19 protein-coding genes are annotated in these 22,338 nt (G+C 67.2%); 8 read left to right on the forward strand and 11 right to left on the reverse strand.

What is annotated here, in order from left to right:
• Nucleotides 1-15 precede the first annotated feature (15 nt).
• From BW39_RS28755 to BW39_RS28770, 4 genes are read right to left on the reverse strand one after another with little or no spacing between them, the layout of a single operon-like run.
• Nucleotides 16-1,743 (reverse strand): dipeptide ABC transporter ATP-binding protein, encoded by a 1,728-nt coding sequence (locus tag BW39_RS28755; RefSeq protein ID WP_043825710.1) that lies wholly within the window; start codon nt 1,741-1,743, stop codon nt 16-18.
• Nucleotides 1,740-2,678 carry an ABC transporter permease gene (locus BW39_RS28760; protein WP_012203172.1) on the reverse strand — a complete coding sequence of 313 codons (939 nt, stop codon included), beginning with the start codon at nt 2,676-2,678 and terminating at the stop codon, nt 1,740-1,742. The genes BW39_RS28755 and BW39_RS28760 overlap by 4 nt, the downstream gene beginning before the upstream one ends.
• Complete coding sequence (locus tag BW39_RS28765) at nt 2,675-3,640, reverse strand: ABC transporter permease (protein ID WP_012203171.1); 966 nt, start codon at nt 3,638-3,640, stop codon at nt 2,675-2,677. The genes BW39_RS28760 and BW39_RS28765 overlap by 4 nt, the downstream gene beginning before the upstream one ends.
• A gap of 6 nt (nt 3,641-3,646) precedes the next feature.
• Nucleotides 3,647-5,239, reverse strand: a complete 1,593-nt coding sequence (locus BW39_RS28770; protein ID WP_043825712.1) for an ABC transporter substrate-binding protein — start codon at nt 5,237-5,239, stop codon at nt 3,647-3,649.
• 355 nt (nt 5,240-5,594) lie between these two features.
• Between BW39_RS28770 and BW39_RS28775 the strand changes: the two genes are divergently transcribed.
• Together BW39_RS28775 and BW39_RS28780 are read left to right on the forward strand one after the other, a co-directional pair.
• Nucleotides 5,595-6,086, forward strand: a complete 492-nt coding sequence (locus BW39_RS28775; protein WP_013804286.1) for a DUF2501 domain-containing protein — start codon at nt 5,595-5,597, stop codon at nt 6,084-6,086.
• A 203-nt stretch (nt 6,087-6,289) separates the two neighbouring features.
• Complete coding sequence (locus BW39_RS28780; protein WP_043825715.1) at nt 6,290-6,931, forward strand: histidine phosphatase family protein; 642 nt, start codon at nt 6,290-6,292, stop codon at nt 6,929-6,931.
• A gap of 50 nt (nt 6,932-6,981) precedes the next feature.
• Here the strand turns inward: BW39_RS28780 and BW39_RS28785 are convergent, their stop codons facing one another.
• The 5 genes from BW39_RS28785 to BW39_RS28805 form a co-directional block, all read right to left on the reverse strand.
• Nucleotides 6,982-8,436 (reverse strand): CsgG/HfaB family protein, encoded by a 1,455-nt coding sequence (locus BW39_RS28785; RefSeq protein ID WP_043825717.1) that lies wholly within the window; start codon nt 8,434-8,436, stop codon nt 6,982-6,984.
• A gap of 26 nt (nt 8,437-8,462) precedes the next feature.
• Entirely contained in the window at nt 8,463-9,125 is a 663-nt protein-coding gene (locus BW39_RS28790; RefSeq protein ID WP_012203166.1) for a hypothetical protein, read from the reverse strand.
• A gap of 138 nt (nt 9,126-9,263) precedes the next feature.
• A complete protein-coding gene (locus BW39_RS28795) occupies nt 9,264-10,367 on the reverse strand; it encodes a hypothetical protein (protein ID WP_235264306.1) in 1,104 nt (367 codons plus the stop codon).
• A 26-nt stretch (nt 10,368-10,393) separates the two neighbouring features.
• On the reverse strand, nt 10,394-11,353 hold the full coding sequence (locus BW39_RS28800; protein ID WP_235264307.1) for a hypothetical protein: 960 nt from the start codon (nt 11,351-11,353) through the stop codon (nt 10,394-10,396).
• 382 nt (nt 11,354-11,735) lie between these two features.
• Nucleotides 11,736-12,740: a Bug family tripartite tricarboxylate transporter substrate binding protein gene (locus BW39_RS28805; RefSeq protein WP_043825721.1), complete on the reverse strand. Its 1,005-nt coding sequence runs from the start codon at nt 12,738-12,740 to the stop codon at nt 11,736-11,738.
• 239 nt (nt 12,741-12,979) lie between these two features.
• Here BW39_RS28805 and BW39_RS28810 point away from each other — a divergent pair, with 239 nt between their 5' ends.
• The 5 genes from BW39_RS28810 (at nt 12,980) to BW39_RS28830 (ending at nt 19,501) form a co-directional block, all read left to right on the forward strand.
• On the forward strand, nt 12,980-14,854 hold the full coding sequence (locus tag BW39_RS28810; protein ID WP_043825823.1) for a lysoplasmalogenase family protein: 1,875 nt from the start codon (nt 12,980-12,982) through the stop codon (nt 14,852-14,854).
• 251 nt (nt 14,855-15,105) lie between these two features.
• Nucleotides 15,106-15,342: a hypothetical protein gene (locus BW39_RS28815; protein ID WP_012203161.1), complete on the forward strand. Its 237-nt coding sequence runs from the start codon at nt 15,106-15,108 to the stop codon at nt 15,340-15,342.
• Between the two features lie 213 nt (nt 15,343-15,555).
• A complete protein-coding gene (locus BW39_RS28820) occupies nt 15,556-15,966 on the forward strand; it encodes a hypothetical protein (protein ID WP_043825724.1) in 411 nt (136 codons plus the stop codon).
• A gap of 18 nt (nt 15,967-15,984) precedes the next feature.
• The gene (mgtA, locus tag BW39_RS28825; protein WP_043825726.1) at nt 15,985-18,744 is read left to right on the forward strand and encodes a magnesium-translocating P-type ATPase; all 2,760 of its coding nucleotides are present in this window, start codon (nt 15,985-15,987) and stop codon (nt 18,742-18,744) included.
• Between the two features lie 40 nt (nt 18,745-18,784).
• Complete coding sequence (locus BW39_RS28830) at nt 18,785-19,501, forward strand: MgtC/SapB family protein (protein ID WP_012203158.1); 717 nt, start codon at nt 18,785-18,787, stop codon at nt 19,499-19,501.
• Between the two features lie 19 nt (nt 19,502-19,520).
• On the opposite strand, the gene ruvB is transcribed toward BW39_RS28830, so the two are convergent.
• Together ruvB and ruvA are read right to left on the reverse strand one after the other, a co-directional pair.
• Nucleotides 19,521-20,591, reverse strand: coding sequence for a Holliday junction branch migration DNA helicase RuvB (ruvB, locus tag BW39_RS28835; protein WP_043825727.1), 1,071 nt, complete (start codon nt 20,589-20,591; stop codon nt 19,521-19,523).
• 7 nt (nt 20,592-20,598) lie between these two features.
• A complete protein-coding gene (gene ruvA / locus BW39_RS28840; RefSeq protein WP_012203156.1) occupies nt 20,599-21,171 on the reverse strand; it encodes a Holliday junction branch migration protein RuvA in 573 nt (190 codons plus the stop codon).
• A gap of 125 nt (nt 21,172-21,296) precedes the next feature.
• On the opposite strand from ruvA, the gene BW39_RS28845 reads away from it, so the two are divergent.
• Nucleotides 21,297-22,268: a PhoH family protein gene (locus tag BW39_RS28845; protein WP_012203155.1), complete on the forward strand. Its 972-nt coding sequence runs from the start codon at nt 21,297-21,299 to the stop codon at nt 22,266-22,268.
• Nucleotides 22,269-22,338 lie beyond the last annotated feature (70 nt).

The following is a 22,338-nucleotide window of genomic DNA, read 5'->3' on the forward strand; positions in this document are numbered from 1 at the left end:
GGCAGTGCACTTGCCTCAGTGCACATGCTCCATATCCGGCACGGCAGCCATCAGCGCACGCGTGTACGCATGCTGCGGCGCATCGAGCACGGCGCCGGCCTCGCCGGTCTCGACCAGGCGGCCGCGCTGCATGACGCCGATGTCGTCGCACATGTGGCGGATCACGGCCAGGTTGTGGCTTATCAGCAGATAGGTCAGGCCGAACTCCTCCTGCAGGTCGCGCATGAGGTTGAGCACCTGGGCCTGGACCGAGACGTCCAGGGCCGAGGTGGGCTCGTCGCAGATGATGAACTCGGGCCGGCTGGCCAGGGCGCGCGCGATGGCGATGCGCTGGCGCTGCCCGCCCGAGAACTGGTGCGGGTACTTGCGCGCATCGTCGGGCTTCATGCGCACGCGGCGCAGCGCCTCCTGCACGCGCTCGGCCGTCTCGTCCTTGCCGGCCGTGAGGGCCAGCACCTGCAGGGGCTCGGCAATCAGTTCCTGCACGGTCCAGCGCGGGTTCAGGCTGGCATACGGGTCCTGGAAAATCATCTGGAAGCGCCGGCGCATGGCCACGGTCTGGGCGGCCGGGCTCCACTTGTCCACGCCGTCGAACAGCACGGTGCCGCTGGTGGGCGGCGTCAGCCCCGCCACCATGCGCGCCACCGTGGATTTGCCCGAACCGGACTCACCGACCAGGCCGAAGGTGGAGCCCCTGCGGATGGAGAAGCCGACGCCGTCCACGGCCTTGAGGATCTTTTTGTCCTCGCGCGCCAGCAGCCGGGCCAGCCAGCCGCTGGACAGGTCGAACTCCTTGCACAGATCCCTGACCTCCAGCAGGGCTGCCGCGGGCTCCTGCGCTCCGGCCCTGGGCTGCCAGGGCACGGCGGGCGCGGCCGGGCCGCCGCCCACCTCGGGCACGGGCAGGCGCTGCACGCGGTGGTGCACGCTGGGAATGGCGCCCATCAGCACCTGGGTGTAGGGCTGCTGCGGCGCGTCCAGCACCTGGCGCACGGGGCCGGTTTCCAGCACGCGGCCCTGGTACATGACCATGACGCGGTCGGCCGTCTCGGCGATGACGCCCATGTCGTGGGTGATCAGCATGGCGGCCGCGCCGCGCTCCTTGCACACACGGCGCAGCAGGGCAATGATCTGCGCCTGCACGGATACGTCCAGCGCCGTGGTGGGCTCGTCGGCAATGATGAGTTCGGGCTCGGCGCACAGCGCCAGGGCGATGGCCACGCGCTGGCGCATGCCGCCCGAGAACTGGTGCGGATACTGGGCCATGCGCTCGCGCGCCTGCGGGATCTCCACCTCTTCGAGCAGGGCCAGCGCGCGGGCCTCGGCCTCCTTCTCGGAGACGGGCAGGTGCGTACGGATGGTCTCCACCAGGTGCCGGCCCACGGTATAGACCGGGTTCAGGCTGGTCAGCGGGTCCTGGAAGATGGAGCCTATGCGCCGGCCGCGTATGCGCCGCAGGCCCTCGCCGCGCAGCGTGTCGATGCGCTCGCCGCGCAGCTGCACCGTGCCGGCCGAGATGCGGCCCGGCGGCTCGATCAGGCCGATCACGGCGGCGCCCGTCATGGACTTGCCCGCGCCCGACTCGCCGACCACGCCCAGGATCTCGCCGGGCGCGATGTCGAAGGACACATCGTCCAGCACCTGCACGGGGCCCTTGTAGGTGTCGAAGGTGACGGACAGGCCGCGAACGCTCAGCACCGCAGGCTGTGCAGGGGGCTGCCCGGATTCTTGTGTCGTGCTCATTGCAGCTTGGGGTTCAGTGCGTCGCGCAGCCAGTCGCCGACGAGGTTGACGGACAGCGCCAGCGCAAGCAGCACCAGCGAGGGGAACAGCAATATCCACCACTCGCCCGAGAACAGGAAGCCCTGGCCGATGCGGATCAGCGTGCCCAGCGAAGGCTGGGTGGGCGGCAGGCCCACGCCCAGGTAGGACAGCGTGGACTCGGCCACGATGGCATGCGCGAAGCTGATGGTGGCGATGACCAGGATGGGCGCCAGCAGGTTGGGCAGGATGTGGCGCACCAGAATGGCCACGCGGCTGCGGCCAATGAGCTGGGCGGCCAGCACGTAGTCCTTGTGCTTTTCCACCATCACCGCGCCGCGAACGGTGCGTGCGTACTGCACCCAGTCGGACAGGCCGATGGCCACGATGATCACGAAGACCGCCATGTCGTCGCGGTAGCCCTCGGGCAGCAGGCCGCGTGCGATGCCGAAGACCAGCAGCGCCACCAGGATCACGGGAAAGGTCAGCTGCACATCGGCGATGCGCATCATCAGCGTGTCGAACCAGCCGCCCGCATAGCCGCAGACCAGGCCCAGCGGCACACCGATCAGCAGGGACAGCCCCACGGCCGACACGCCCACCAGCACCGACATGCGCAGCCCGTAGAGGATGGCGCTCCACACATCGCGGCCCTGGTCGTCCGATCCCAGCGCGTACAGCGTGCCGCTGGTGCCCGCCTGGCCCGGCGGCGTGAAGGCATCCATCAGGTCCAGATTGGCCGGATCGAAGGGGTTCTGCCAGGCCAGCCAGGGCGACAGCAGCGTGGCCGCCACGATCAGCGCCAGCACCAGCGCCGCCGCCTGCACCAGGCGCGAGCGTGCAAAGGCGCGCTTGACCGGCGAGTCGCTGGCGCGCCAGCCCGTGGGAGGGATTGCTTGTTTGGCGGAATCGGTCATCGGTTTCTCAAGCGGGGGTCCACGATCACGTACAGGAAATCGACGAGCAGGTTGATGCCCACGTACAGCAGCGCGATGAACATCAGGTAGGCGGCGATCAGCGGCACGTCCACGCCCTGGATGGAGGAGATGAACAGCAGGCCCACGCCAGGCCACTGGAACACGGTCTCGGTGACGATGGCAAAGGCGATCAGCGAGCCGATCTGCAGGCCCGCGATGGTGATCACGGGAATCAGGGTGTTGCGCAGCGCATGGCCGAAGTACAGGTCGCGCTCGCGCAGCCCGCGCGCGCGGCCGAAGCGCATGTAGTCGGCGCGCAGCACCTCCAGCATCTCGGCGCGCACCAGGCGCATGATCAGCGTCATGTTGTAGAAGCCCAGCGTGATGGCCGGCAGGATCAGCGCCGACCAGCCCGAAGCCGTCAGCAGCCCGGTCTCCCAGCCGCCCAGCTTCACCGTCTCGCCGCGCCCGAAGGACGGCAGCCAGCGCAGCTCCACGGCAAACAGGTAGATCAGGGCGATGCCGATCAGGAAGGTGGGCAGGGACACGCCCACCAGCGACACCGTCATGATCGAGCGGCTCAGCCAGCCCTCGCGCCGTATGGCCGTATACACGCCCAGCGCCACGCCGATGACCAGGGCGAACAGCGCCGCCGTCATCGCCAGCTCCAGCGTGGCGGGCAGGCGCTCGGCAATGATCTCGGTCACGGGGCGCTTGAGCCGGTAGGAGATGCCCAGGTCGCCCTGCAGCACCTTGCCCACGTAGCCCAGGTACTGCAGGGGCACGGGCTTGTTGAAGCCCAGGCTTTCCGTCAGAGCCTCGCGCTCGGCAACCGTCGCGTCCTCGCCCAGCAGGCTGATCGTGGGATCGCCGATATGGCGGAACACCATGAACGAGACAAAGGAAACGGCCAGCAGGACCAGGGCGGACTGGCCCAGCCGGCGCAGCAGATGGACCAGCATCGGTGCTTACTTCTTCTCGAACTTGACGAACTTGAAGTGCAGCGCGTTGTCCGGGTGCACGGGCACATTGATCCGGGGCACGGACGCGAAGTGGATCACCTGGTCATGCAGCGCAATGTAGAAGCGCTCCTTTTGCACGGTCTCCCAGATGCTCTTGATGGTGGCATCGCGCTTTGCCTTGTCGCTCTCCGAGGACAGGGACAGGATCTTGGCATCCACATCGGCATTGCTGTAGTGCGTCGCGTTCTGCGCGCCACGGCTGTCCTTGCCGCGCGTGTGCACCAGGAAGTCGAAGATGTAGGCCGAGTCATAGGTGGGCACGCCCCAGCCGTACAGGTAGAAGTCGCTGTCCGCCTTGGTCAGCGACACGCTGTGCATGGCAATCGGCCGGGCCGAGACTTCGGTCTTGATGCCGATGCGGCCCAGGAAGCCCGCCACCGCCGTGGCAATGGCCTCGTCGTTCACATAGCGGTCATTGGGCGTGTTCAGCGTGATGGTGAAGCCGTTGGGGTAGCCCGCCTCGGCCAGCAGCTGCTTGGCCTTGGTGGCATCCGCCTTGGGATAGGCCGCGAAGGCCTTGTCGTAGCCGTTGACGAACGACGGCGCGATCACGCCGGTGGGAATCGACAGGCCGCGCATCACCGAGCGCTTGATCGCATCGCGGTCGATGGCCAGCTCGATGGCCTGGCGCACCTTGGGATCGGCCAGCGGATTCTTGCCCTTGACGTTGCTGCTCTTGAGCTCTGCCGCACCCACGTTCAGGCCCAGGAAGATGGAGCGGTTCTCGGGGCCTTCATTGATGCGCAGGCGCTTGTCCTGCTTCAGGCGCGCCACGTCCTGCGCGGGAATGTCCTGGGCGAAGTCCACCTCGCCCGACAGCAGGGCCGCCACGCGCGTGGCCGGGGACTTGATGGGCAGGTAGACCAGCTCGGTCACCTGCAGCGGGAACTGGCCCTTGCCCCAGTAATCGGGGTTGAGCTTCATCACCGTCTTCGAATCGACCTCGCGGCTGGCCAGCACATAGGCGCCCGTGCCGTTGGCTGCACGCGTGGCGCCGTTCTCGGTCTTGCTGGCCGTGTCCTGCGTGGTCTCGGCGCCGTTGGCCTTGGACCACTTCTCGCTCATGATGAAGAGGTTGGTCAGGTTGTCGGGGAAGATCAGGTTCGGGCCCTTGGTCTTCACCTGCACCGTGAGATCGTCCACGGCCTTGGCCTCCTCCATCGAGGACAGCAGGGACTTGACCTGGGCGTTCTCGCCCTTGGCGCGGTTCAGCGAGAAGACCACGTCGCGCGCCGTGAACGGCGTGCCGTCATGGAACTTGACGTTGGGACGCAGCTTGAACTCCCAGACCGACGGGTCGGAGGTCATCTTCCACGAGGTGGCCAGCGTGGGCACCAGCTTGCCGTCGGCCGAGCGGATGACCAGGGTTTCGTAGATCTGGTGCAGCAGCACGAAATTGGTGCCCACGTTGAAGGCATGCGGGTCCAGCGAAGTCGGATCGGAGCCGCGCGCCCAGCGCACGGTCTCGGCCTGGGCCAGCGCGGCCGAGGTCAACAGGCCTGCGGCCAGCAAAGAACTGCCCAGAATCTTCATGATCATTTGTCTGCTCCCCTGTGGATTGATTGGAAGGGCGGCGGTCATGCGACGCAGCAGCCCGGACGCCGCAAGAAGCGGGCCATATAGGTGCGCCCCACTGTAAATAACTTTTACAGCTTGTTGAATTGATTTTTATACTTAAAAGCCATTTCCAAATAACAAGACCGCCGCCTGCGGCCCGCCATTGGCGTGCGGCCATCATGGACAGGCCAACGGCTTTGACAGCTAGTGAAAACGCGAAAGACCGCCACGGCCCACTCTGGCAAAGGTTTGCAATCGGGCACAGGTCTGCGCCGCACGGCGTGCTAATTTCAGGCCCTGTATCGAGCCTGCGGGTTGCCGCGGAAAGGAAGCATCCATGAAGACATCCATTGCCAGCGCACTGCTGTGCGCCATGCTGGGCCTGGGCGCCCTGCCTGCCCAGGCGTCGGGCCTGGGCGACTCGCTGCGCCAGGCCTCGGGCCTTGGCGGTGACAAGGCCGCCGCCAGCAGCGAAGGCGCCGGCTCCGGCCTCGGCGGCATGCTGGGTGCGGGGGCGGGCGGTGCGGGTGCGCTGTCCGCCCTGGGCCTGAGCCCCTCGGCCACGGCCGGCAATGCGGCAGGCGTCATCTCCTATTGCATGAAGAACAACTACCTCAATGCCGACAAGGCGGCCCAGGTCAAGGACCAGTTGCTGGGCAAGCTGGGCATGCAAAAGCAGGAAGAGCCCAAGGACACGGGATTCCAGAACGGCCTGGGCGGCCTGGTCACCGGCTCCAACGGCAAGAGCTTCAGCATCGACAAGCTCAAGGGCGACCTCAAGGAAAAGGCCTGCGACTTCGTGCTGAACAACGCTAAATCGCTGATCTGACCCCCTGAGCGGCTGCGCCGCTTCCCCCTTCTCGCTTCGCGGAGGGGGACGACGCCTTCGGCTGGGCGCCCCCGCCGCGAGGCGGCTCTTGCTCGGCGTCCCTGAGTTGGGCCGCGCCAGTTTCAACGGTGGCGCGCGATGCAGGCTTGCCTGGCTTGCGGGACAATGCCTGCTCTTTTTGCAGCACCCCACGCCAGCCCCTCATGCAAGCCACGCGCATCATTGCCATCCGCCACGGAGAAACCGCCTGGAATGTGGACGCCCGCATCCAGGGCCATCTGGACATTCCTCTGAACGACATGGGACTTTGGCAGGCCGCCCAGGCCGGCAAGGCCCTGGCGGGTGAGCCGATAGCCGCCATCTACAGCAGCGACCTTCTGCGTGCCTATGTCACGGCCGAGGCCGTGGCCGCGACCACGGGCGCATCGCTGACGGCCGACAAGGGCCTGCGCGAGCGCTGCTTCGGCAGCTTCGAGGGCCAGACCTTCAACGATATCGAGGCGTCCCACCCGGAGGATGCGCTGCGCTGGCGCAAGCGCGATCCCGAGTTCGTGCCCGCAGGCGGCGGCGAGTCGCTGCTGATGCTGCGCGACCGCATCTCGGCCACGGTGAACCGGCTGGCCAGTGGCCATCCCGGCGAGCAGATCGTGATCGTGGCGCATGGCGGCGTGATGGATGTGCTCTACCGCCTGGCCACGCACCAGGAAGTGCAGGCACCACGCACCTGGGCGCTGGGCAACGCGGCCATCAACCGCCTGCTGTGGACGCCCCAGGGCCTGGGCCTGGTCGGCTGGGGCGATGTGCAGCACCTGGAAGGCGGTGCGCGCGACGAGGTTTTCAGCTAAGCACCCGCACGGGGAAGGGCGCCGCAGCGCACCTCCCCGCCGCTTGTCGCTTACCAGCTGTCGTCGTCCTTCTTGCCGACCGGGGCATCGGCCTCCTTGGCGGGCGATGCCGCGCGGCGTGCTGCGGACGGTTGTGCAGCACGTGCCGGTGCGGCCTGGGGCTCAGCGGCCGCGGCCGCATCACCTGCTGCAGCCTGTGCGGCCAGAACCGGTGCAGCGGATGCCTTCAGTACTTCACGCACCTGCAGCCCGCCCGGTGGCAGGTCTTCCATGCCGCCGCGCATGTTCTCCAGGTGGCCGTAGGAGAGGTTGAGGGTCACGCGATCGACCACCAGTTCGCAGCACGGTGACTCCAGGCGCCCCAGGCTTTGCCCGGTCTGCGGGTCCTTCATCTCCTTGCCCATGGCCACCACCTGGTAGCGCGCGCCCTCCTTCACGGCCTGGCCGCCCTGGCTCAGCACCACGCTTTCGCCATCACGGGCGACCACGGTCAGCGGAAAGGTGCGCTGCAGGATGGAGCTGACCACGCCGGCGACGAGCGCATCGCTCATGTCGGTCATGACCTTGTTGCCATCCACGCCCGCGCCCAGCGTGGTCGGTGCCGTGGAAGGGACGGAGCCGCGCAGCGACTCCGAGGCCGTGACCTGGCGCGTGGCCACGTTCACCAGCTTCTGCGACAGGGCCCAGCCGCCCGAGTAGCTCACCAGCTGGCGGTCGCTGGTCTTGAGCTGGCGGGCATGGCGGTTGTAGGCAAAGCTGCTGACGCGGGCGCTCCACACCAGATCGGCGCTGGCAGCCTGGGACAGCTTGGCCAGCTCGGCGCTGGGCGCCTGGCCCGTGGCGATGATGGCCAGTTCCTGCTCGATCTCGGGGCTGAATTCGCGGTCCAGCACGGCAAAGCGGCCCGTCTGCACCAGGGCGTCGCTGATGCGTTGCCTCAGCGTTGCACCCACCTCGGCGGCGGAAACGCTGCGGTCGCCCATGGGCAGCGAGGCCTGCTCGAAGCGCACCGGCCCCACAACGACCTTGATCTTCTGCATCTCGGCCGAAGGCTTGAACTTGGAAATGTTGGCCTTGATGGTGTACTTGTAGCGCTTGGCCCAGGGCTTGGGCTCTTCCAGATCCACCACCTGGACCGACTGGATGACGCCACCGGACTTTTGCTTGACCACCTCGGCGAAGGCGCTGGCGCGCAGCGAGGCGGCGTCCTGCCCCAGCGCCACGTCGAGGCCGTACTTGGCCGTGACGGAGGCAGACTGGATCACCGCGCCATTGACCTGCAGCAGCGCCATCTGCAGCGCCTGCGCCATGGCTTCGCCAGGGGACTGGCCCAGGCCGATGACCTGGACCTCGACGGTCTCCAGCCTGCCCACGTCGGGCACGGGCGGGGCGACGCTTTGGGGTTGTTCAGGCGCGTCGGTCCTGGGCTGCTCGGATGGCTTGTCGCCACAGCCGGACATGGCGGCGCAGGCAGCCACGACGGCCGCAATGATGCGGGTACGCATAGAAAGTGCTCCTTGCCTGTACCGGATCACAGCTTGAGCGTGCCCAGCGCGGCCGTGGCGTCAGCCGCATTGGCCGGCACCTCGATGTCGTTGGCCCGCGCGAAGGCAATGGCCGTCTGCACGGTGCTGAACAGGTCGGAGGCCGAGCCGGGGAACTTGGAAACCACCCAGGCCGCGGAGGTGAGCTTGGTCAGCTGCATGGGGTTGGCGCTTTGCAGGCTCTTGCCCATGACCGACACATCCTTGCCCATGCCGGCGTACTTCACGCTGCCGTTGACCAGGTGCACCAGCCCCTCGGCGAAGGTGGCCTTGGAGGCGGCATCGAGCACGGGCTTCTTCGCCATGGACTCGGCAATCGCGCCGCTGGTGTCCGAGACCACCTTGTTGCCATCGCCCAGCGCGCCGATGGTCGCGCCATCACCCAGGCTGTCCGCCGTGCTGGCGGCGCTGGCAGCCTGCTCCTTCAGGCCCAGGGCCGTGGCCATCTTGGCATTGGCGCTGAGCACCTCCTTGCTGGCGCCCACATAGCTGCGCACCAGGGCGTCGCCCTGGCCGGCCACGTCGGCAGAGCCGCTGCCGCCCATGAGCTTGCCGACACCCGGGATGGAGGGCATGGAGAACTGGGCCTGTGTCAGGGCGGGGCTGGCCATGGCGGCGGCAACGGCGACGGTGGTGAAGAGCTTTTTCATGGAGATGGACTCGGGTTGCAGCAGTCCGTGAACGCGGACGGCGAAGATAAAAACGAGGTAGGCGTGGAAAGCGTGGAAAGCCAAAGAACGGAAAAAAGGTCCGGCTGCATGGCAGCCGGACCTTGGAAGCCGCAGCGCTCAGCGCAGGCCCAGATTGGTGACCTGGCTGGTGAGATCGCGGGCCGCGTTGTTGGCGGCCAGCTTCAGCGCGTTGTTGCGCGCCTCATCCTCGGACGGGCCCATGCCCGCGTACAGCACCGGGCCGACGGCGGCAATCGTGTCGGGAATGGTCTGGGCGATGTCCAGGATCTTGGCGTTGACCGTCACGCTCACGCGCATCAGGCCGGTCTGGGGATCGGGCTCGCCCATGCCCACATCCAGCGTGCCCAGGGCGATGTAGGGAATCTGCGCCGTGCGCATGCCGGCCACCATGGCCGCCAGGGTCGAGGGCTGCAGGTCCATGCCGCTCTTGTAGTCGTTCTCCACGGCCGCGACCTTGAAGTGGCCGCCGGTGTAGGGCTCCACCATGGCAGCCTCTGACACCTTGAAGCCGGCCTTGGCGAAGTTGGAGGAAAAGACCTGGGACAGGTTGGCGCTGGGGATCACGCGCCAGGTGGACTCGGCCGAGCGTCGCGTCGTGCTGCCGCCGGTCTCGGAAGTGCGGCTGCTCTTGACCGAGGCGGTGCCCGAGGTCGCCGTGGAGGCATTCGTGCTGATACGTCCGCCACGGATGGATTCACCCTCGCTGCCCTTTTCGGAAGCGCTGACCTGGGCCTTGACGTCCTCGGTCTCGTCCACGCGCTTGTAGACGCGGTCCTCGAAGGACTTGGTCGTGGCCACCTGGCGCGAGACGAACATGAAGGCCAGCGGCGACCGGCCTGCGGGACCGGCCTTGACCACGGCCGAGTTGGCCTTGACGGCATTGCGCAGATTGGCCACGTTCAGCGCCACGCGCACGGAGACCGTGTACTGCTTTCTGTCGGCGTTGTCCTCTTCGCTGAGCACGGTGTGCTCAAGGATGTAGCGATCGGGGTTGGCCAGGATCTTGTCGCGCACGGCGTCGAAATTCTCGGCCTCCGACTGGCCGGCTTCGGCGTAGTAGAACTCCACGGCCTTGAGCTGGGCCGCCATCAGCGCACGCTCCTTGTCCTGCGGGCTGACCTTTGAATCCTGGTAGCTGACCGAGGCCTTGCCGCGTGCCTGCTGCACCTGCGCGCCCGCACCGGCCGCGAACAGCGCCATGGAAAGGCACAGGAGGATTTTCTGGATTACTTGCATAGATTCATCAGGTCTTTTGTTTTGACAATTTGCGCTTCGATGTCGCTCTCGGCAGCAGCCGACTTGAGCCAGTCATTGCCCCGTCCAGCCGCCACCGTCTCGGCCAGCTTCACGAAAAGGCCGTTGAGCGAGTCATAGAACGCCGGAAAATCATCGACATGGGTTTGCGTGGAAGGCACCACCTTCACTTCCGCGTTCTTCAGCGAGGCGCCGAGAAACACCGGCCCATTGGGTTCCTGGATGCGCATATCGGCAAAGGTGCCGTAGACATAGCTGGTGCCGGCGCTGGACTCCTTGAACTTGAGCTTCTTGAATCCCTTGAAATCGACGCTGATGGCGTAGTCGGCACTGGGCAGCTGCAGCGTGTAGACCTCTCCGTCAAGCACCTGCATGCGCATCACATTGCCCACGGCATAGCCCATGGCAAAAGGAATGATGGGCACACCAATGCGGCTGGAAATGGCCTCGCCCACGATATCGGCGGCCCAGATCTTGTGCACCTGCGGGTCCTGCAGATAGCCGGGCAGCATCTCAGCCATGGCGGCGGGAATCTGGATATCGGTGACCTGCAGGAAACGCGGCGTCTGCGAGGGCACGGTGGCCGTGGCCAGCACCTGGGCAAAACGGCCGAAGATGCCGGGCTTGCCTGCCGCGCCTTCGTATACCTTGGTCACGCGCTCCATGATTTCCTCTTGCGACGGCTCGTGGCGCAGGTTGTCGATGAAGGCAAAGCTGAGCGGATACGAACGCACCGCCGTCATGGACTTGAAGTCAAAAAACAGGGCCTGTCCACGAATCAGGATGAACAGCTTGCGCACGCCGCCAAAGCTTTCCACGGAGACCGTCTCGGAATTGAGCACCAGAGAAACCACCAGGGCCTGGTCGCGCCCCTTGAGCTCATCGATGGGATTGGTGGATATCTGCAGGTGCTGTGCAGGCGCCTGCTGCACGAATGCCAGTGCCCGCGCATAGGCACTGTGCCCGGCGGCCTTCAGGCGGCTCTCATACTGCTTTGAATAAGGGAATCGCTGCTGCTGAGAACTGGCGTCGCCCGAATAGGCGACTCCCGCAAAAGTGACAGTGGGCCGGTCCTCGGCCATTGCAGCACCCGACGCTGCAAGCGCAAAAAGCCAGAGCCATGCCATGGCCCGGCGCATGATTTTCTCCACCCCCACACCGCCCCCTTAAAAATGTAAGCGGAGGGTAACAGATTTCACACACCAATACGTAGCACTCGGCGCACAAAGGCGACTTCAGACAATTCCGCCGATTTCGCCGACCCAGTCTTCATTCAATGGAAAAAAGCGGTCACCCGCTGACCGCCAGCGCGGCCTATTCCACCTGAATATTGGCGGACTTGACGATCTGCGTGTAGCTCGCCTTTTCCTTTTTCAGGAATTGGGCGAACGTGGCCGGCGTGCCCGAGCCGGGCGTGGCACCACTGTCCTGCAGGCGCTTGCGGACCTCGGGCAGCTTCAGCACCTCGGCCAGTTCGGCGGCCAGGCGGCTGACCACGGGTTCGGGTGTGCGGGCGGGTGCGAACAGGCCGGTCCAGGCCTCCAGCTCGAAGCCCTTGAGATCGGGCGCCTCGGCAAAGCTCATCACCTCGGGAATCACGTCGATGCGCTGTGCCGAGGTCACGCCCACGCCTTCCAGCTTTTTCTGCTGCACCAGCGGCGTGGCGCCGGTGGTCATCAGAATGCCCAGATCGACCTGGCCGCCCATGACCTCGCTGGTCACCTGGGCCACGCCGCGATAGGGCACATGGACCAGGCGGATGCGGGCGCGCTCCTGCAATCGCTCCATGGCCAGGTGCAGCACCGTGCCCACGCCCGGCGTGGCATAGGTCAGCGCGCCGGGCCGGGCGCGGGCCATGCTGATCAGCTCGTTGAGGTTGTGCACCGGCAGGCCCGGGCGGGCCACGATCACCATGGGCGCCGCGGTGACCAAGCCCACGGGCGCCAGATCGCGCTCGGCGTCATAGCGCACCGAAGAGTTCACCAGTTGCGCAATGCTCACCGGCCCGTCAAAGCCCAGCAGCAGCGTGTAGCCATCGGCGTGCGAGCGCGCCACCTTGCTCACGCCCAGCACGCCGCCCGAGGCCGGCACGTTGTCCACCACCACCGACTGGTGCAGCCGCGCACCCAGCTTTTCGGCGATCAGCCGTGCCGTGGCGTCCACATCGCTGCCCGCGCCAAAGGGCACGATCAGGGTGATGGGCCCGGCTGCCGGCCAGGGCTTGCCCGCGCCCGGCGCGGCATGGGCGGCGGGTGCAGCGGCAAGGGCTGCAGCCAGTGAGGCGGCAGCCGATAGCAGGGAGCGGCGGGACAGGGGCATGGGGCTTGGGCATGCAAGGCGCATGCCGGCAAAGGCGGTACGGGCTGGCGATCGCCTGCAGGGCAAGCACGTCCAGCGCGTGGAAAGCGGGCGATTCTGCCATAGGGCGCAATTTTCCTGCCATGCGCTTGCCATGAAGCCCCATTTATTGCAATCCGTTTCAACCCTTGTGATTCCGTGTCCTAGGGTTCACGCCTAAGGCGCCGCACAACGGCCCTGTCCAGAATTGACGGGCCATGATGCCTTCACCCAGCCAAATCATCGTCTTCGCCACGCCGGCCTTTTTGCTGCTGATCGCGCTGGAATGGGGGGTGAGCCTGTGGCGCGGGCGCAATGCCTACCGGCTGGCCGATGCCGTCAGCTCCATCAGCCTGGGCATGCTCAGCCAGACCAGCGCCGTCTTCACCCAGCTGCTGCGCATAGGTCTGTACACACTGGCCTTCGATCATGTGGCGCTGTGGCGCAACGATGCCTTCTGGACCAGCATTCCCGGCTGGCTGCTGGCCCTGCTGCTCTACGACTTCTGCTACTACTGGCTGCACCGCATGGGCCATGAGGTGGCCGTGCTGTGGGCAGCCCACGCCGTGCACCACCAGAGCCAGGACTACAACCTGTCGACGGCGCTGCGCCAGACCAGCTCGGGCGCGCTGCTGGGCTGGCTGTTCTACCTGCCCATGGCGCTGGCCGGCGTGCCGCCGCTGGTGTTTGCCATCGTGGGCCTGATCGATCTGCTCTACCAGTTCTGGGTCCATACCGAGCAGGTGCGGCGCCTGGGCTGGTTCGACCGCTGGTTCTGCGCGCCCAGCAACCACCGCGTGCACCACGCCGTCAACGACTGCTACCTGGACAGGAACTACGGCGGCATCCTCATCGTCTGGGACCGCATGTTCGGCACCTTCAAGCCCGAGGACGACAGCGAGCCCTGTGTCTACGGCACGCGCGGCCTGCTGCAAAGCTGGGATCCGCTGTGGGCCAACGCCGTGGTGTACCGGCAACTCGTCCATGACAGCTGGCATGCGCGGCGCTGGGGCGACAAGCTGCGCGTCTGGCTCAAGCCGCCCGGATGGCGCCCCGCCGATGTGGCGCAGCGCTTTCCCAGGCCGGCCTTCGACCTGGACGCGCATCGCGTGCTCTACGCACCGGGGATGGAGCGCGGCCTGCGCTGGTTTGCGGGACTGCAGTTCGTGGCGCTGATCGCCGGGGTGTCGCTGTTTCTCTGGCATGCCGACCAGTCCTCGACGGCCCGCAATGCACTGTGGTTTGCCGTGCTGCTGGCCTGCCAATGGGCGCTGGGCGCAGCCATGCAGGGGCGTATCAGCCTGTGGCTGGCACTGGCCATTGAGGCCGGCGCACTGGCCACCGCCACCGCCGCGCTGGACATGCTGCACTGGCACTGGCTGTTCAAGCCGCTGACCATGGTCTTTGCGCTGATCGCCGTCATGCAGCTGTGGCGCGGCAGCACGGCCTTCTCGGCACTGGCGAAACCCGCGCGCGGCGCCTGCTGGCTGGCCGCGGCACTGGCGGCATCCCTGGCGGGCGACGTGTTCCTGATGCTGCCCGATCTGTTCATCCCGGGCCTTGCCAGCTTTCTGCTGGCCCACCTGGCCTATATCGTGCTGCTGCGCCAGGACGCACCCTGGTTTGCACACCGGCCCTCGCTGGCCGCCACGCTGGCCCTGGGCGCGGGTATGTATGCCGTGCTCTGGCAGGGCGGCCTGCCCGCCGCGCTGCGCCTGCCCGTGGCCGCCTATGTGCTGGTCATTGCGCTGATGGCGGCGCAGGCCCTGGGCCGCGCGCGGCATCTGGGCAGCAAGGCGGCCTGGCAGGTGGCCATGGGTGCCTGCTTCTTCATGGCCAGCGACTCGCTGCTGGCCATCAACCGATTTGTGCAGCCCTTCGACGGCGCGCAAGCCGGCGTGCTGTCCACCTACTACGCGGCGCAACTGCTGATCGTGCAGGGCTGGCTGGCCCGTGGCGCATCGACATCAGGGTTGACCCGAAGCAGCTCGCAAGGCACAATCGAGGGATCGCATTTTCAGGAGTCCTCCGTGGACAGTGCCAGTTCAACCAGTGACAAACAGCGCGCCGCAATGGCTTCGCTGCTGGCTGACTGACCGACTCCTGTGATGGGAGCGGCCATGTCGGTCGGCTTCCATCCATTGCTGCGTTTCCCCTTGGATCTTCGCGCCGCCCGGCGCTGCAGTGGTGCTTGGCCTGCATCAGGCACGCCGCTCCTGCACCGAAGATTCCAATGGCTGTTGATCACTGACCGCGTGCCCGTGTGGCTGCCATCGAGCAGCGCCCGGCCCACGCTGCTTGACGGCCCTGCCTACGGCGGTCTTCCTGGTTCGCCAAGGAGAAAGCCATGTCCACACCGTTCGTCCGCCCCGCAATGCAACGCCTGCAGCCTGCCACTGCCGCGCCCTGCCCCGGCGCCACCGGCACGCGCGTGGCTGCTTCCCAGGCAGCAATGCAGGCCAAGGCACAGGCACAGATGCAAGCCCAGGCCCCTTCGGCCATGGAGCACGCCATGCACCTGGACCTGCAGACCCACTGGCCCACGCACCGCATCCGCAGCTTTCTGAGCCTGCAGCCGCGCTGAACGCGCCGCCCGCCTTGTCCGTCCCCTCGTCAGAAAGGAGCTCCCCCATGGACCCCGATCCGAGTCGATCTTGCCCTGACCCCTCCGATACGGTCCGGCCGCGCATGCCTGCGGCCCTTCCGCCTCATCCCAAGGCCCCGGCCGGGAGACCCGCGCACGTCCATTGACGGATAGGTGCCGGGCTTCTTTCGGCCGCAACGAAAGAAGCCCGACATGCAACACGCCATCACCGCGCTGCGCACCACGCCGGCAACCACGCCCGCCACAGCACCCGTCTCCACACGCGCCAGCCACACCTCCCGCGCCAGCACCCTGCAGCTGGCCCTGCAAGCCGCCATTGCGGCGCGCCACACCGGACAACTGCACGCCCTGCTGCAGCAACACGGCCCCGATCTCTTCGCCCACGCACTCGTGGCGCTCACGCAGCGCCAGCAGGCCGACGTCCTGTCCCTGCTGGCGGCGCAGGAGCGCGCCGAGGTCTACCGCCACCTGCCTGCCCATGCGCGGCGCCAATGGCTGCAGTCGGCCACCGTGACCCGCCCGCCGCTGCGCCGCCGCCTGCTGTGCGCCTGCCAGCGCAACTGGCACTGGCTGCGCGCCACCCTTCGTTCGAGCCAGGCCTGAGCCGCCAGGGAGGTCACCATGAAAAGCCTCAAGCACCTGTTCCAGGCGTTTCTGCGCAGCCGCCACGCCCTGGGGCTGTTCCGGCGCAATGCCCTGCCCTCGGGCACGGCCGTGCACCACTCGCGCTCGGTATCGCCGACCCTCACGCGCGAACTGCTGCGCGCCTCGCGCGATGACATTGCCGCCGTGCTGGCGCGCACGGGCTCCAGCGAGGACGGCCTGACCCGCGAGCAGGCCCGCGCCGCGCTCGCGCGTCTGGGCCCCAACGAGGTCGAGCACGAAAAGCCGCTGCCCGGCTGGCTGCACCTGTGGTACTGCTACCGCAATCCCTTCAACCTGCTGCTGACGCTGCTGGCCGTGGTCTCCTACGCCACGGAGGACATGAAGGCCACGGTCGTCATCGCCTCCATGGTGCTGCTGTCCACGCTGCTGCGCTTTGTGCAGGAAGGCCGCTCCAACCGCGCCGCCGCACGACTCAAGGCCATGGTCAGCAGCACGGCCACGGTGCTGCGCCGCAATGGCGGCCCCACGGCGCCGGCAGATGCCGACTCCGCAGACGCCCCGCACAGCGGCTTCGGCCAGCAGGCGCGCCGCTACGAGGTGCCGCTGCGCGAGGTCGTGCCCGGCGATTTCGTGGTGCTGTCGGCCGGGGACATGATTCCTGCCGACTGCCGCGTGCTCAGCGCCAAGGACCTGTTCGTGAGCCAGTCCGCCATGACCGGCGAATCCCTGCCCGTGGAAAAGCGCGCCGACGCCAGTGGATCGAATGGCACCGGCGTGCTGGATGCCAGCAACCTGCTGTTCATGGGCACCAACGTGGTCTCGGGCACCGCGCTGGCCGTGGTGCTGGCCACGGGCAACCGCAGCTATTTCGGCACCATTGCCACGCGGGTGACCTCCAACGACCGCGCGCCCACGGCCTTCGAGACCGGGGTCAACAGCGTCAGCTGGCTGCTGATCCGCTTTGCGGCCGTGATGGTGCCCGTGGTGCTGTTCATCAACGGCTACACCAAGGGCGACTGGGCCGAGGCCTTCCTGTTCGCGCTGTCCGTGGCCGTGGGCCTGACGCCCGAGATGCTGCCCATGATCGTGACCTCGACCCTGGCCAAGGGCGCCGTGGTGCTGTCGCGCCGCAAGGTCGTGGTCAAGCGGCTGGACGCCATCCAGAACTTCGGCGCCATGGACGTGCTGTGCACCGACAAGACCGGCACGCTGACCCAGGACCGCATCGTGCTGGAGCGCCACACCGACGCCTTCGGCCAGCCCTGCGACGAGACGCTGCGCTTCGCCTACCTCAACAGCCACTACCAGACGGGCCTGAAGAACCTGCTCGACCATGCCGTGCTCGAGCATGTGGAGCTGCACACCCAGATGCGCGTGGCCGAGGACTACCGCAAGGTCGATGAGATCCCCTTCGACTTCGAGCGCCGCCGCATGTCCGTGGTGGTGGCCGAGCGCAACCACCACCACGAGCTGATCTGCAAGGGCGCGGTTGAGGAGATCCTGGGCACCTGCACCCGGCTGCGCGAAGGCGACGGCACGCGCCCGCTGGACGAGGAGCAACTGGCCCGCGTGCGCCGCGTGACGCGCGAGCTCAACCGCGAGGGCCTGCGCGTGGTCGCCGTGGCCATGAAGGAAGTGCCGCCGCACAAGAGCGACTACGGCGTGGCCGACGAGTCGGAGCTGACCCTGATCGGCTACATCGCCTTCCTGGACCCACCAAAGGAAACCACGGCCGAGGCGCTGGCCGCCCTGGCCGCGCACGGCGTGGCCGTCAAGCTGCTGACCGGCGACAACGAACTGGTGGCCGCCAAGGTCTGCCGCGATGTGGGGCTGCCCGCAGACCACATCATCCTGGGCACGCAGATCGAGCACATGAACGACGAGATGCTGCGCCAGACGGTGGAACGGCACCAGCTGTTCGCCCGGCTCACGCCGCTGCACAAGGAGCGCATCGTGCATGCGCTGCGCGCCAACGGCCACATCACCGGCTTCATGGGCGACGGCATCAACGACGCCCCGGCCCTGCGCGCGGCCGACATCGGCATCAGCGTGGACAGCGCCGTGGACATCGCCAAGGAAGCGGCCGACATCATCCTGCTGGAAAAAAGCCTGATGGTGCTGGAGCAGGGCGTGATCGAGGGCCGGCGCACCTTCAGCAACATGCTGAAGTACATCCGCATGACGGCCAGCTCCAACTTCGGCAACGTGTTCTCGGTAATGGTGGCCTCGGCCTTCATCCCCTTCCTGCCCATGCTGCCGCTGCACCTGCTGGTGCAGAACCTGCTGTACGACCTCTCGCAGATCGCCATCCCCTTCGACAACGTGGACGACGAACTGGTGCGCCAGCCGCTGCGCTGGAACCCGGCCGACCTGGGCCGCTTCATGGTGTTCTTCGGGCCCATCAGCTCGCTGTTCGACATCCTGACCTTCGCGCTGATGTGGTTCGTCTTCGCCGCCAACACGCCCGAGCAGCAGACGCTGTTCCAGTCGGGCTGGTTCGTCATCGGGCTGCTCACGCAGACGCTGATCGTGCACATGATCCGCACGCCCAGGATCCCCTTCCTGCAAAGCCGCCCTTCCTGGCCGCTGCTGCTGGCCACGGCGGCCGTGATGGCGGCCGGCATCTTCCTGCCGATGGGGCCGCTGGCCGGCTACTTCAAGCTGCAGGCGCTGCCGGCGGCCTACTTCCCGTGGATGATTGCCATATTGCTGGGCTACGCTTGCCTGGCCACGCTGCTCAAGCGCGTCTACATCCGCCGCTACGGCTGGCAGTGACGCACCCTTCAACCCATTCACCAGGAAAGCCCGGAACCCCATGCAGGCCCTGCAGAACCTCAACCCCGGCGCCATGCTGGACACCTTCGTCAGCCTGACCACGGCCTTCGTGTTCGGCGCCCTCATCGGCCTGGAGCGCCAGGTGCGCCAGCGCACGGCAGGGCTGCGCACCAACACCCTGGTCGCCGTGGGCGCGGCCGTCTTCGTGGACCTGGCCGTGCGCCTGGGCGGGGCCGAGGGCGCCACGCGCGTGGTGGCCTACGTGGTCTCGGGCGTGGGCTTCCTGGGCGCGGGCGCCATCATGAAGGAAGGGGCCAACATCACCGGGCTGAACACGGCGGCCACGCTGTGGGGCTCGGCCGCCGTGGGCGCCTGCGCGGGCGCCAGCCTGGTGGCCGAGGCGGGCCTGGCCACGCTGTTCGTGCTGGCCAGCAATACCTTGCTGCGCCCCGTGGTCAACCGCATCAACCGCCGCCCGGTGGATGACGAATCCACGGAATCGACCTACTACGTCTACGCCATCTGCCACCGAGGCGCCCAGGGCGATGTGCGCGAGCAGATGCTGGAGCTGCTGGAGAACGCCAGCTACCCCGTGCGCGGCGTGGAAACCCATGCCTTCGGCCCGCAGGACACGGAGATCGAGGCCATGCTCTACGCCACCTCGGTGGACTCCGACGAGCTGGACCGCGTGATCGCCGCCATCGAGGCCCTGCCCGGCGTTCTGCAGGCCTTCTGGAACGCCGGCACGGAGGAATGAGCCGGCAGGCCAGCTACGCTCAGGAAGCGTCGTCGCCCGGCACCGGCAACCCGAGATGGCGGTACGCCGCCTGGGTCGCCATGCGCCCGCGCGGCGTGCGCTGCAAAAAGCCCTGCTGGATCAGGTAGGGCTCGATCACGTCCTCGATGGTGCCCGCCTCCTCGCCGATGCTGGCCGCGATGTTGTCCAGGCCCACGGGGCCGCCGTCGAAGCGGTGCACCACGGCCTCCAGCAGCTTGCGGTCCATGATGTCGAAACCCTGGGGATCGACATCGAGCATGGCCAGCGCACGGTCGGCCAGCTCGCGCGTGATGCTGCCGTCGCCGCGCACATCGGCATAGTCGCGCACGCGGCGCAGCAGGCGGTTGGCAATGCGTGGCGTGCCGCGCGAGCGGCGCGCGATCTCGAAGGCGCCCTCGTCATCGATGGGCGCGTTCAACAGGCCTGCACTGCGCCGCACGATGCGCGCCAGCTCCTCGGCCGTATAGAACTCCAGCCGCGCCACGATGCCGAAGCGGTCGCGCAGCGGATTGGTCAGCATGCCCGCGCGCGTGGTCGCGCCCACCAGCGTGAACGGCTGCAGGTCCAGCTTGATGGAGCGCGCCGCCGGCCCCTCGCCGATCATGATGTCGATCTGGTAGTCCTCCAGAGCCGGATAGAGGATTTCCTCGACCACGGGCGACAGGCGGTGGATCTCGTCGATGAACAGCACATCGTTGGCTTCGAGGTTGGTCAGCAGCGCCGCCAGGTCCTTGGGCTTTTCCAGCACGGGGCCGCTGGTCTGGCGCAGGTTCACGCCCAGCTCGGCCGCGATGATGTGCGACAGCGTGGTCTTGCCCAGGCCCGGCGGGCCGAACAGCAGCACATGGTCCAGAGCCTCATTGCGCTTTCGGGCCGCGCCGATGAAGATCTCCAGCTGCTCGCGCGCCTTGGCCTGGCCCACGTACTCCTGCAGCAGCTTGGGGCGCAGGGCGCGCTCCATGGCCTCTTCCCCGCGCGAGACCGGCGCTGCCGAAATCATGCGCGGCTTGTCCGGTGCCTTGTCTGGCGGGAAGCCGCCCTGCCCGAAATCGTCGGTATGGATGCTCATGCGCCGCTCACTTGGCCAGCGCCTTCAGCGCCAGCTTGATGCCTTCGGTCACGCCCACGTCGGGCGGCAGCTTCTTGAGCGCGGCGGCCGCATCCTTGTCGGAATAGCCCAGCGCCATCAGCGCCTGCACGATGTCGTTCTGGTCGTTGTTCACGAACAGCGACTGCGCGCCCGTATCGGCGCCGATCTTGCCCTTGAGCTCCAGCAGCAGGCGCTCGGCCGTCTTCTTGCCGATGCCCGGCACCTTGACCAGGCGGCCCACCTCCTGCAGCGTCACGGCCTGCGCCAGGTCCTCCACGCTCATGCCGCTGAGCACCGACAGCGCCATGCGCGGGCCGATGCCAGTGATCTTGATCAGCTCGCGGAACGCCTGGCGCTCGCTGTGCGTGCCAAAGCCGTACAGAAGCTGCGCATCCTCGCGCACCACGAAGTGCGTCAGCAGGCTGACCTTGGCCCCACTGGCGGGCAGGTTGTAGAAGGTGCTCATGGGCACCTGCACCTCGTAGCCCACGCCGCCGCAGTCCACCAGCACCTCGGGCGGGTTTTTTTCCAGCAGCGTTCCTGTCAATTTGCCTATCATTGGTGTCCTTTGCCGCCCTGGGGGCGGCTTTTCATGCCCGTCCGCAACCGAACGCCGGCCCATTCACAGGGTATGGCACCACGCCCTCGCGCTGGCCGCCGCCCGGAATCTCTGGAATTATCCGCGTGATCCTGCGCCACACCTTCACACCCCACGACAACAACCGGTTGAGCCACGTCTGCGGCCCGGCCGACGCGCACCTGCGCACCATCGAGATCGCAATGGGCGTCAAGATCGCCCACCGCCACGAGCAATTCAAGATCGACGGCCCCAAGGCCAAGGCCAACGACGCCCTGGAGCTGCTGCAGGCCCTCTACGAGATGGCCGACGACCCCATCCTGGACGACTCCCTGCAACTGATGCTGGCCGGTGATACCGAACTCATCGAGCAGCCCCAGGACGCCATCCAGCTGTCCACGCGCCGCCCCGACCTGCGCGCGCGCACGGCCAACCAGTCGGCCTACCTGGAGAACATCGCCCGCCACGACATCACCTTCGGCATCGGCCCAGCCGGCACCGGCAAGACCTACCTGGCCGTGGCCTGCGCCGTGGACGCGCTGGAGCGCAGCGCCGTGCAGCGCATCGTGCTCACGCGCCCCGCAGTGGAGGCAGGCGAGCGCCTGGGCTTCCTGCCCGGCGACCTTACGCAGAAGGTCGACCCCTACCTGCGCCCGCTGTACGACGCGCTCTACGACCTCATGGGCTACGAGAAGGTGCAAAAGGCCTTCGAGCGCAATGTGCTGGAGATCGCGCCGCTGGCCTTCATGCGCGGGCGCACGCTGAACAACGCCTTCGTCATCCTGGACGAGGCGCAGAACACCACGCCCGAGCAGATGAAGATGTTCCTCACGCGCATAGGCTTCGGCGCCCGCGCCGTGGTCACGGGCGACGTCAGCCAGATCGACCTGCCCAAGGGCGCCCTGAGCGGCCTGATCGATGCCGAGCGCGTCTTGAAGCGCGTCAAGGGCATCGCCATCAACCACTTCACCAGCGCCGACGTGGTGCGCCACCCGCTGGTGGCCCGCATCGTGGACGCCTACGACGCACGCGGCCAGGCCCCGGCACGCCGTGCCGCACCGCGCCTTGCAGCGCATTGATCCCGACAGCCACAGCAGACGCCCGCCCACGGGCGCTCCAAAGCACACGCCCAAGCTCACGCCCACGCCT

This window comes from Delftia sp. RIT313 (assembly GCF_000632165.1).
In the GTDB taxonomy this organism is placed as follows: domain Bacteria; phylum Pseudomonadota; class Gammaproteobacteria; order Burkholderiales; family Burkholderiaceae_C; genus Comamonas; species Comamonas acidovorans.

Coding starts and splice junctions, on each gene's coding strand:
- BW39_RS28755 (WP_043825710.1), bottom strand. CDS start 1,743: ATGAGCACGACACAAGAATCCGGGCAGCCCCCTGCACAGCCTGCGGTG.
- BW39_RS28760 (WP_012203172.1), bottom strand. CDS start 2,678: ATGACCGATTCCGCCAAACAAGCAATCCCTCCCACGGGCTGGCGCGCC.
- BW39_RS28765 (WP_012203171.1), bottom strand. CDS start 3,640: ATGCTGGTCCATCTGCTGCGCCGGCTGGGCCAGTCCGCCCTGGTCCTG.
- BW39_RS28770 (WP_043825712.1), bottom strand. CDS start 5,239: ATGATCATGAAGATTCTGGGCAGTTCTTTGCTGGCCGCAGGCCTGTTG.
- BW39_RS28775 (WP_013804286.1), top strand. CDS start 5,595: ATGAAGACATCCATTGCCAGCGCACTGCTGTGCGCCATGCTGGGCCTG.
- BW39_RS28780 (WP_043825715.1), top strand. CDS start 6,290: ATGCAAGCCACGCGCATCATTGCCATCCGCCACGGAGAAACCGCCTGG.
- BW39_RS28785 (WP_043825717.1), bottom strand. CDS start 8,436: ATGCGTACCCGCATCATTGCGGCCGTCGTGGCTGCCTGCGCCGCCATG.
- BW39_RS28790 (WP_012203166.1), bottom strand. CDS start 9,125: ATGAAAAAGCTCTTCACCACCGTCGCCGTTGCCGCCGCCATGGCCAGC.
- BW39_RS28795 (WP_235264306.1), bottom strand. CDS start 10,367: ATGGCGCTGTTCGCGGCCGGTGCGGGCGCGCAGGTGCAGCAGGCACGC.
- BW39_RS28805 (WP_043825721.1), bottom strand. CDS start 12,740: ATGCCCCTGTCCCGCCGCTCCCTGCTATCGGCTGCCGCCTCACTGGCT.
- BW39_RS28810 (WP_043825823.1), top strand. CDS start 12,980: ATGCCTTCACCCAGCCAAATCATCGTCTTCGCCACGCCGGCCTTTTTG.
- BW39_RS28815 (WP_012203161.1), top strand. CDS start 15,106: ATGTCCACACCGTTCGTCCGCCCCGCAATGCAACGCCTGCAGCCTGCC.
- BW39_RS28820 (WP_043825724.1), top strand. CDS start 15,556: ATGCAACACGCCATCACCGCGCTGCGCACCACGCCGGCAACCACGCCC.
- mgtA (WP_043825726.1), top strand. CDS start 15,985: ATGAAAAGCCTCAAGCACCTGTTCCAGGCGTTTCTGCGCAGCCGCCAC.
- BW39_RS28830 (WP_012203158.1), top strand. CDS start 18,785: ATGCAGGCCCTGCAGAACCTCAACCCCGGCGCCATGCTGGACACCTTC.
- ruvB (WP_043825727.1), bottom strand. CDS start 20,591: ATGAGCATCCATACCGACGATTTCGGGCAGGGCGGCTTCCCGCCAGAC.
- ruvA (WP_012203156.1), bottom strand. CDS start 21,171: ATGATAGGCAAATTGACAGGAACGCTGCTGGAAAAAAACCCGCCCGAG.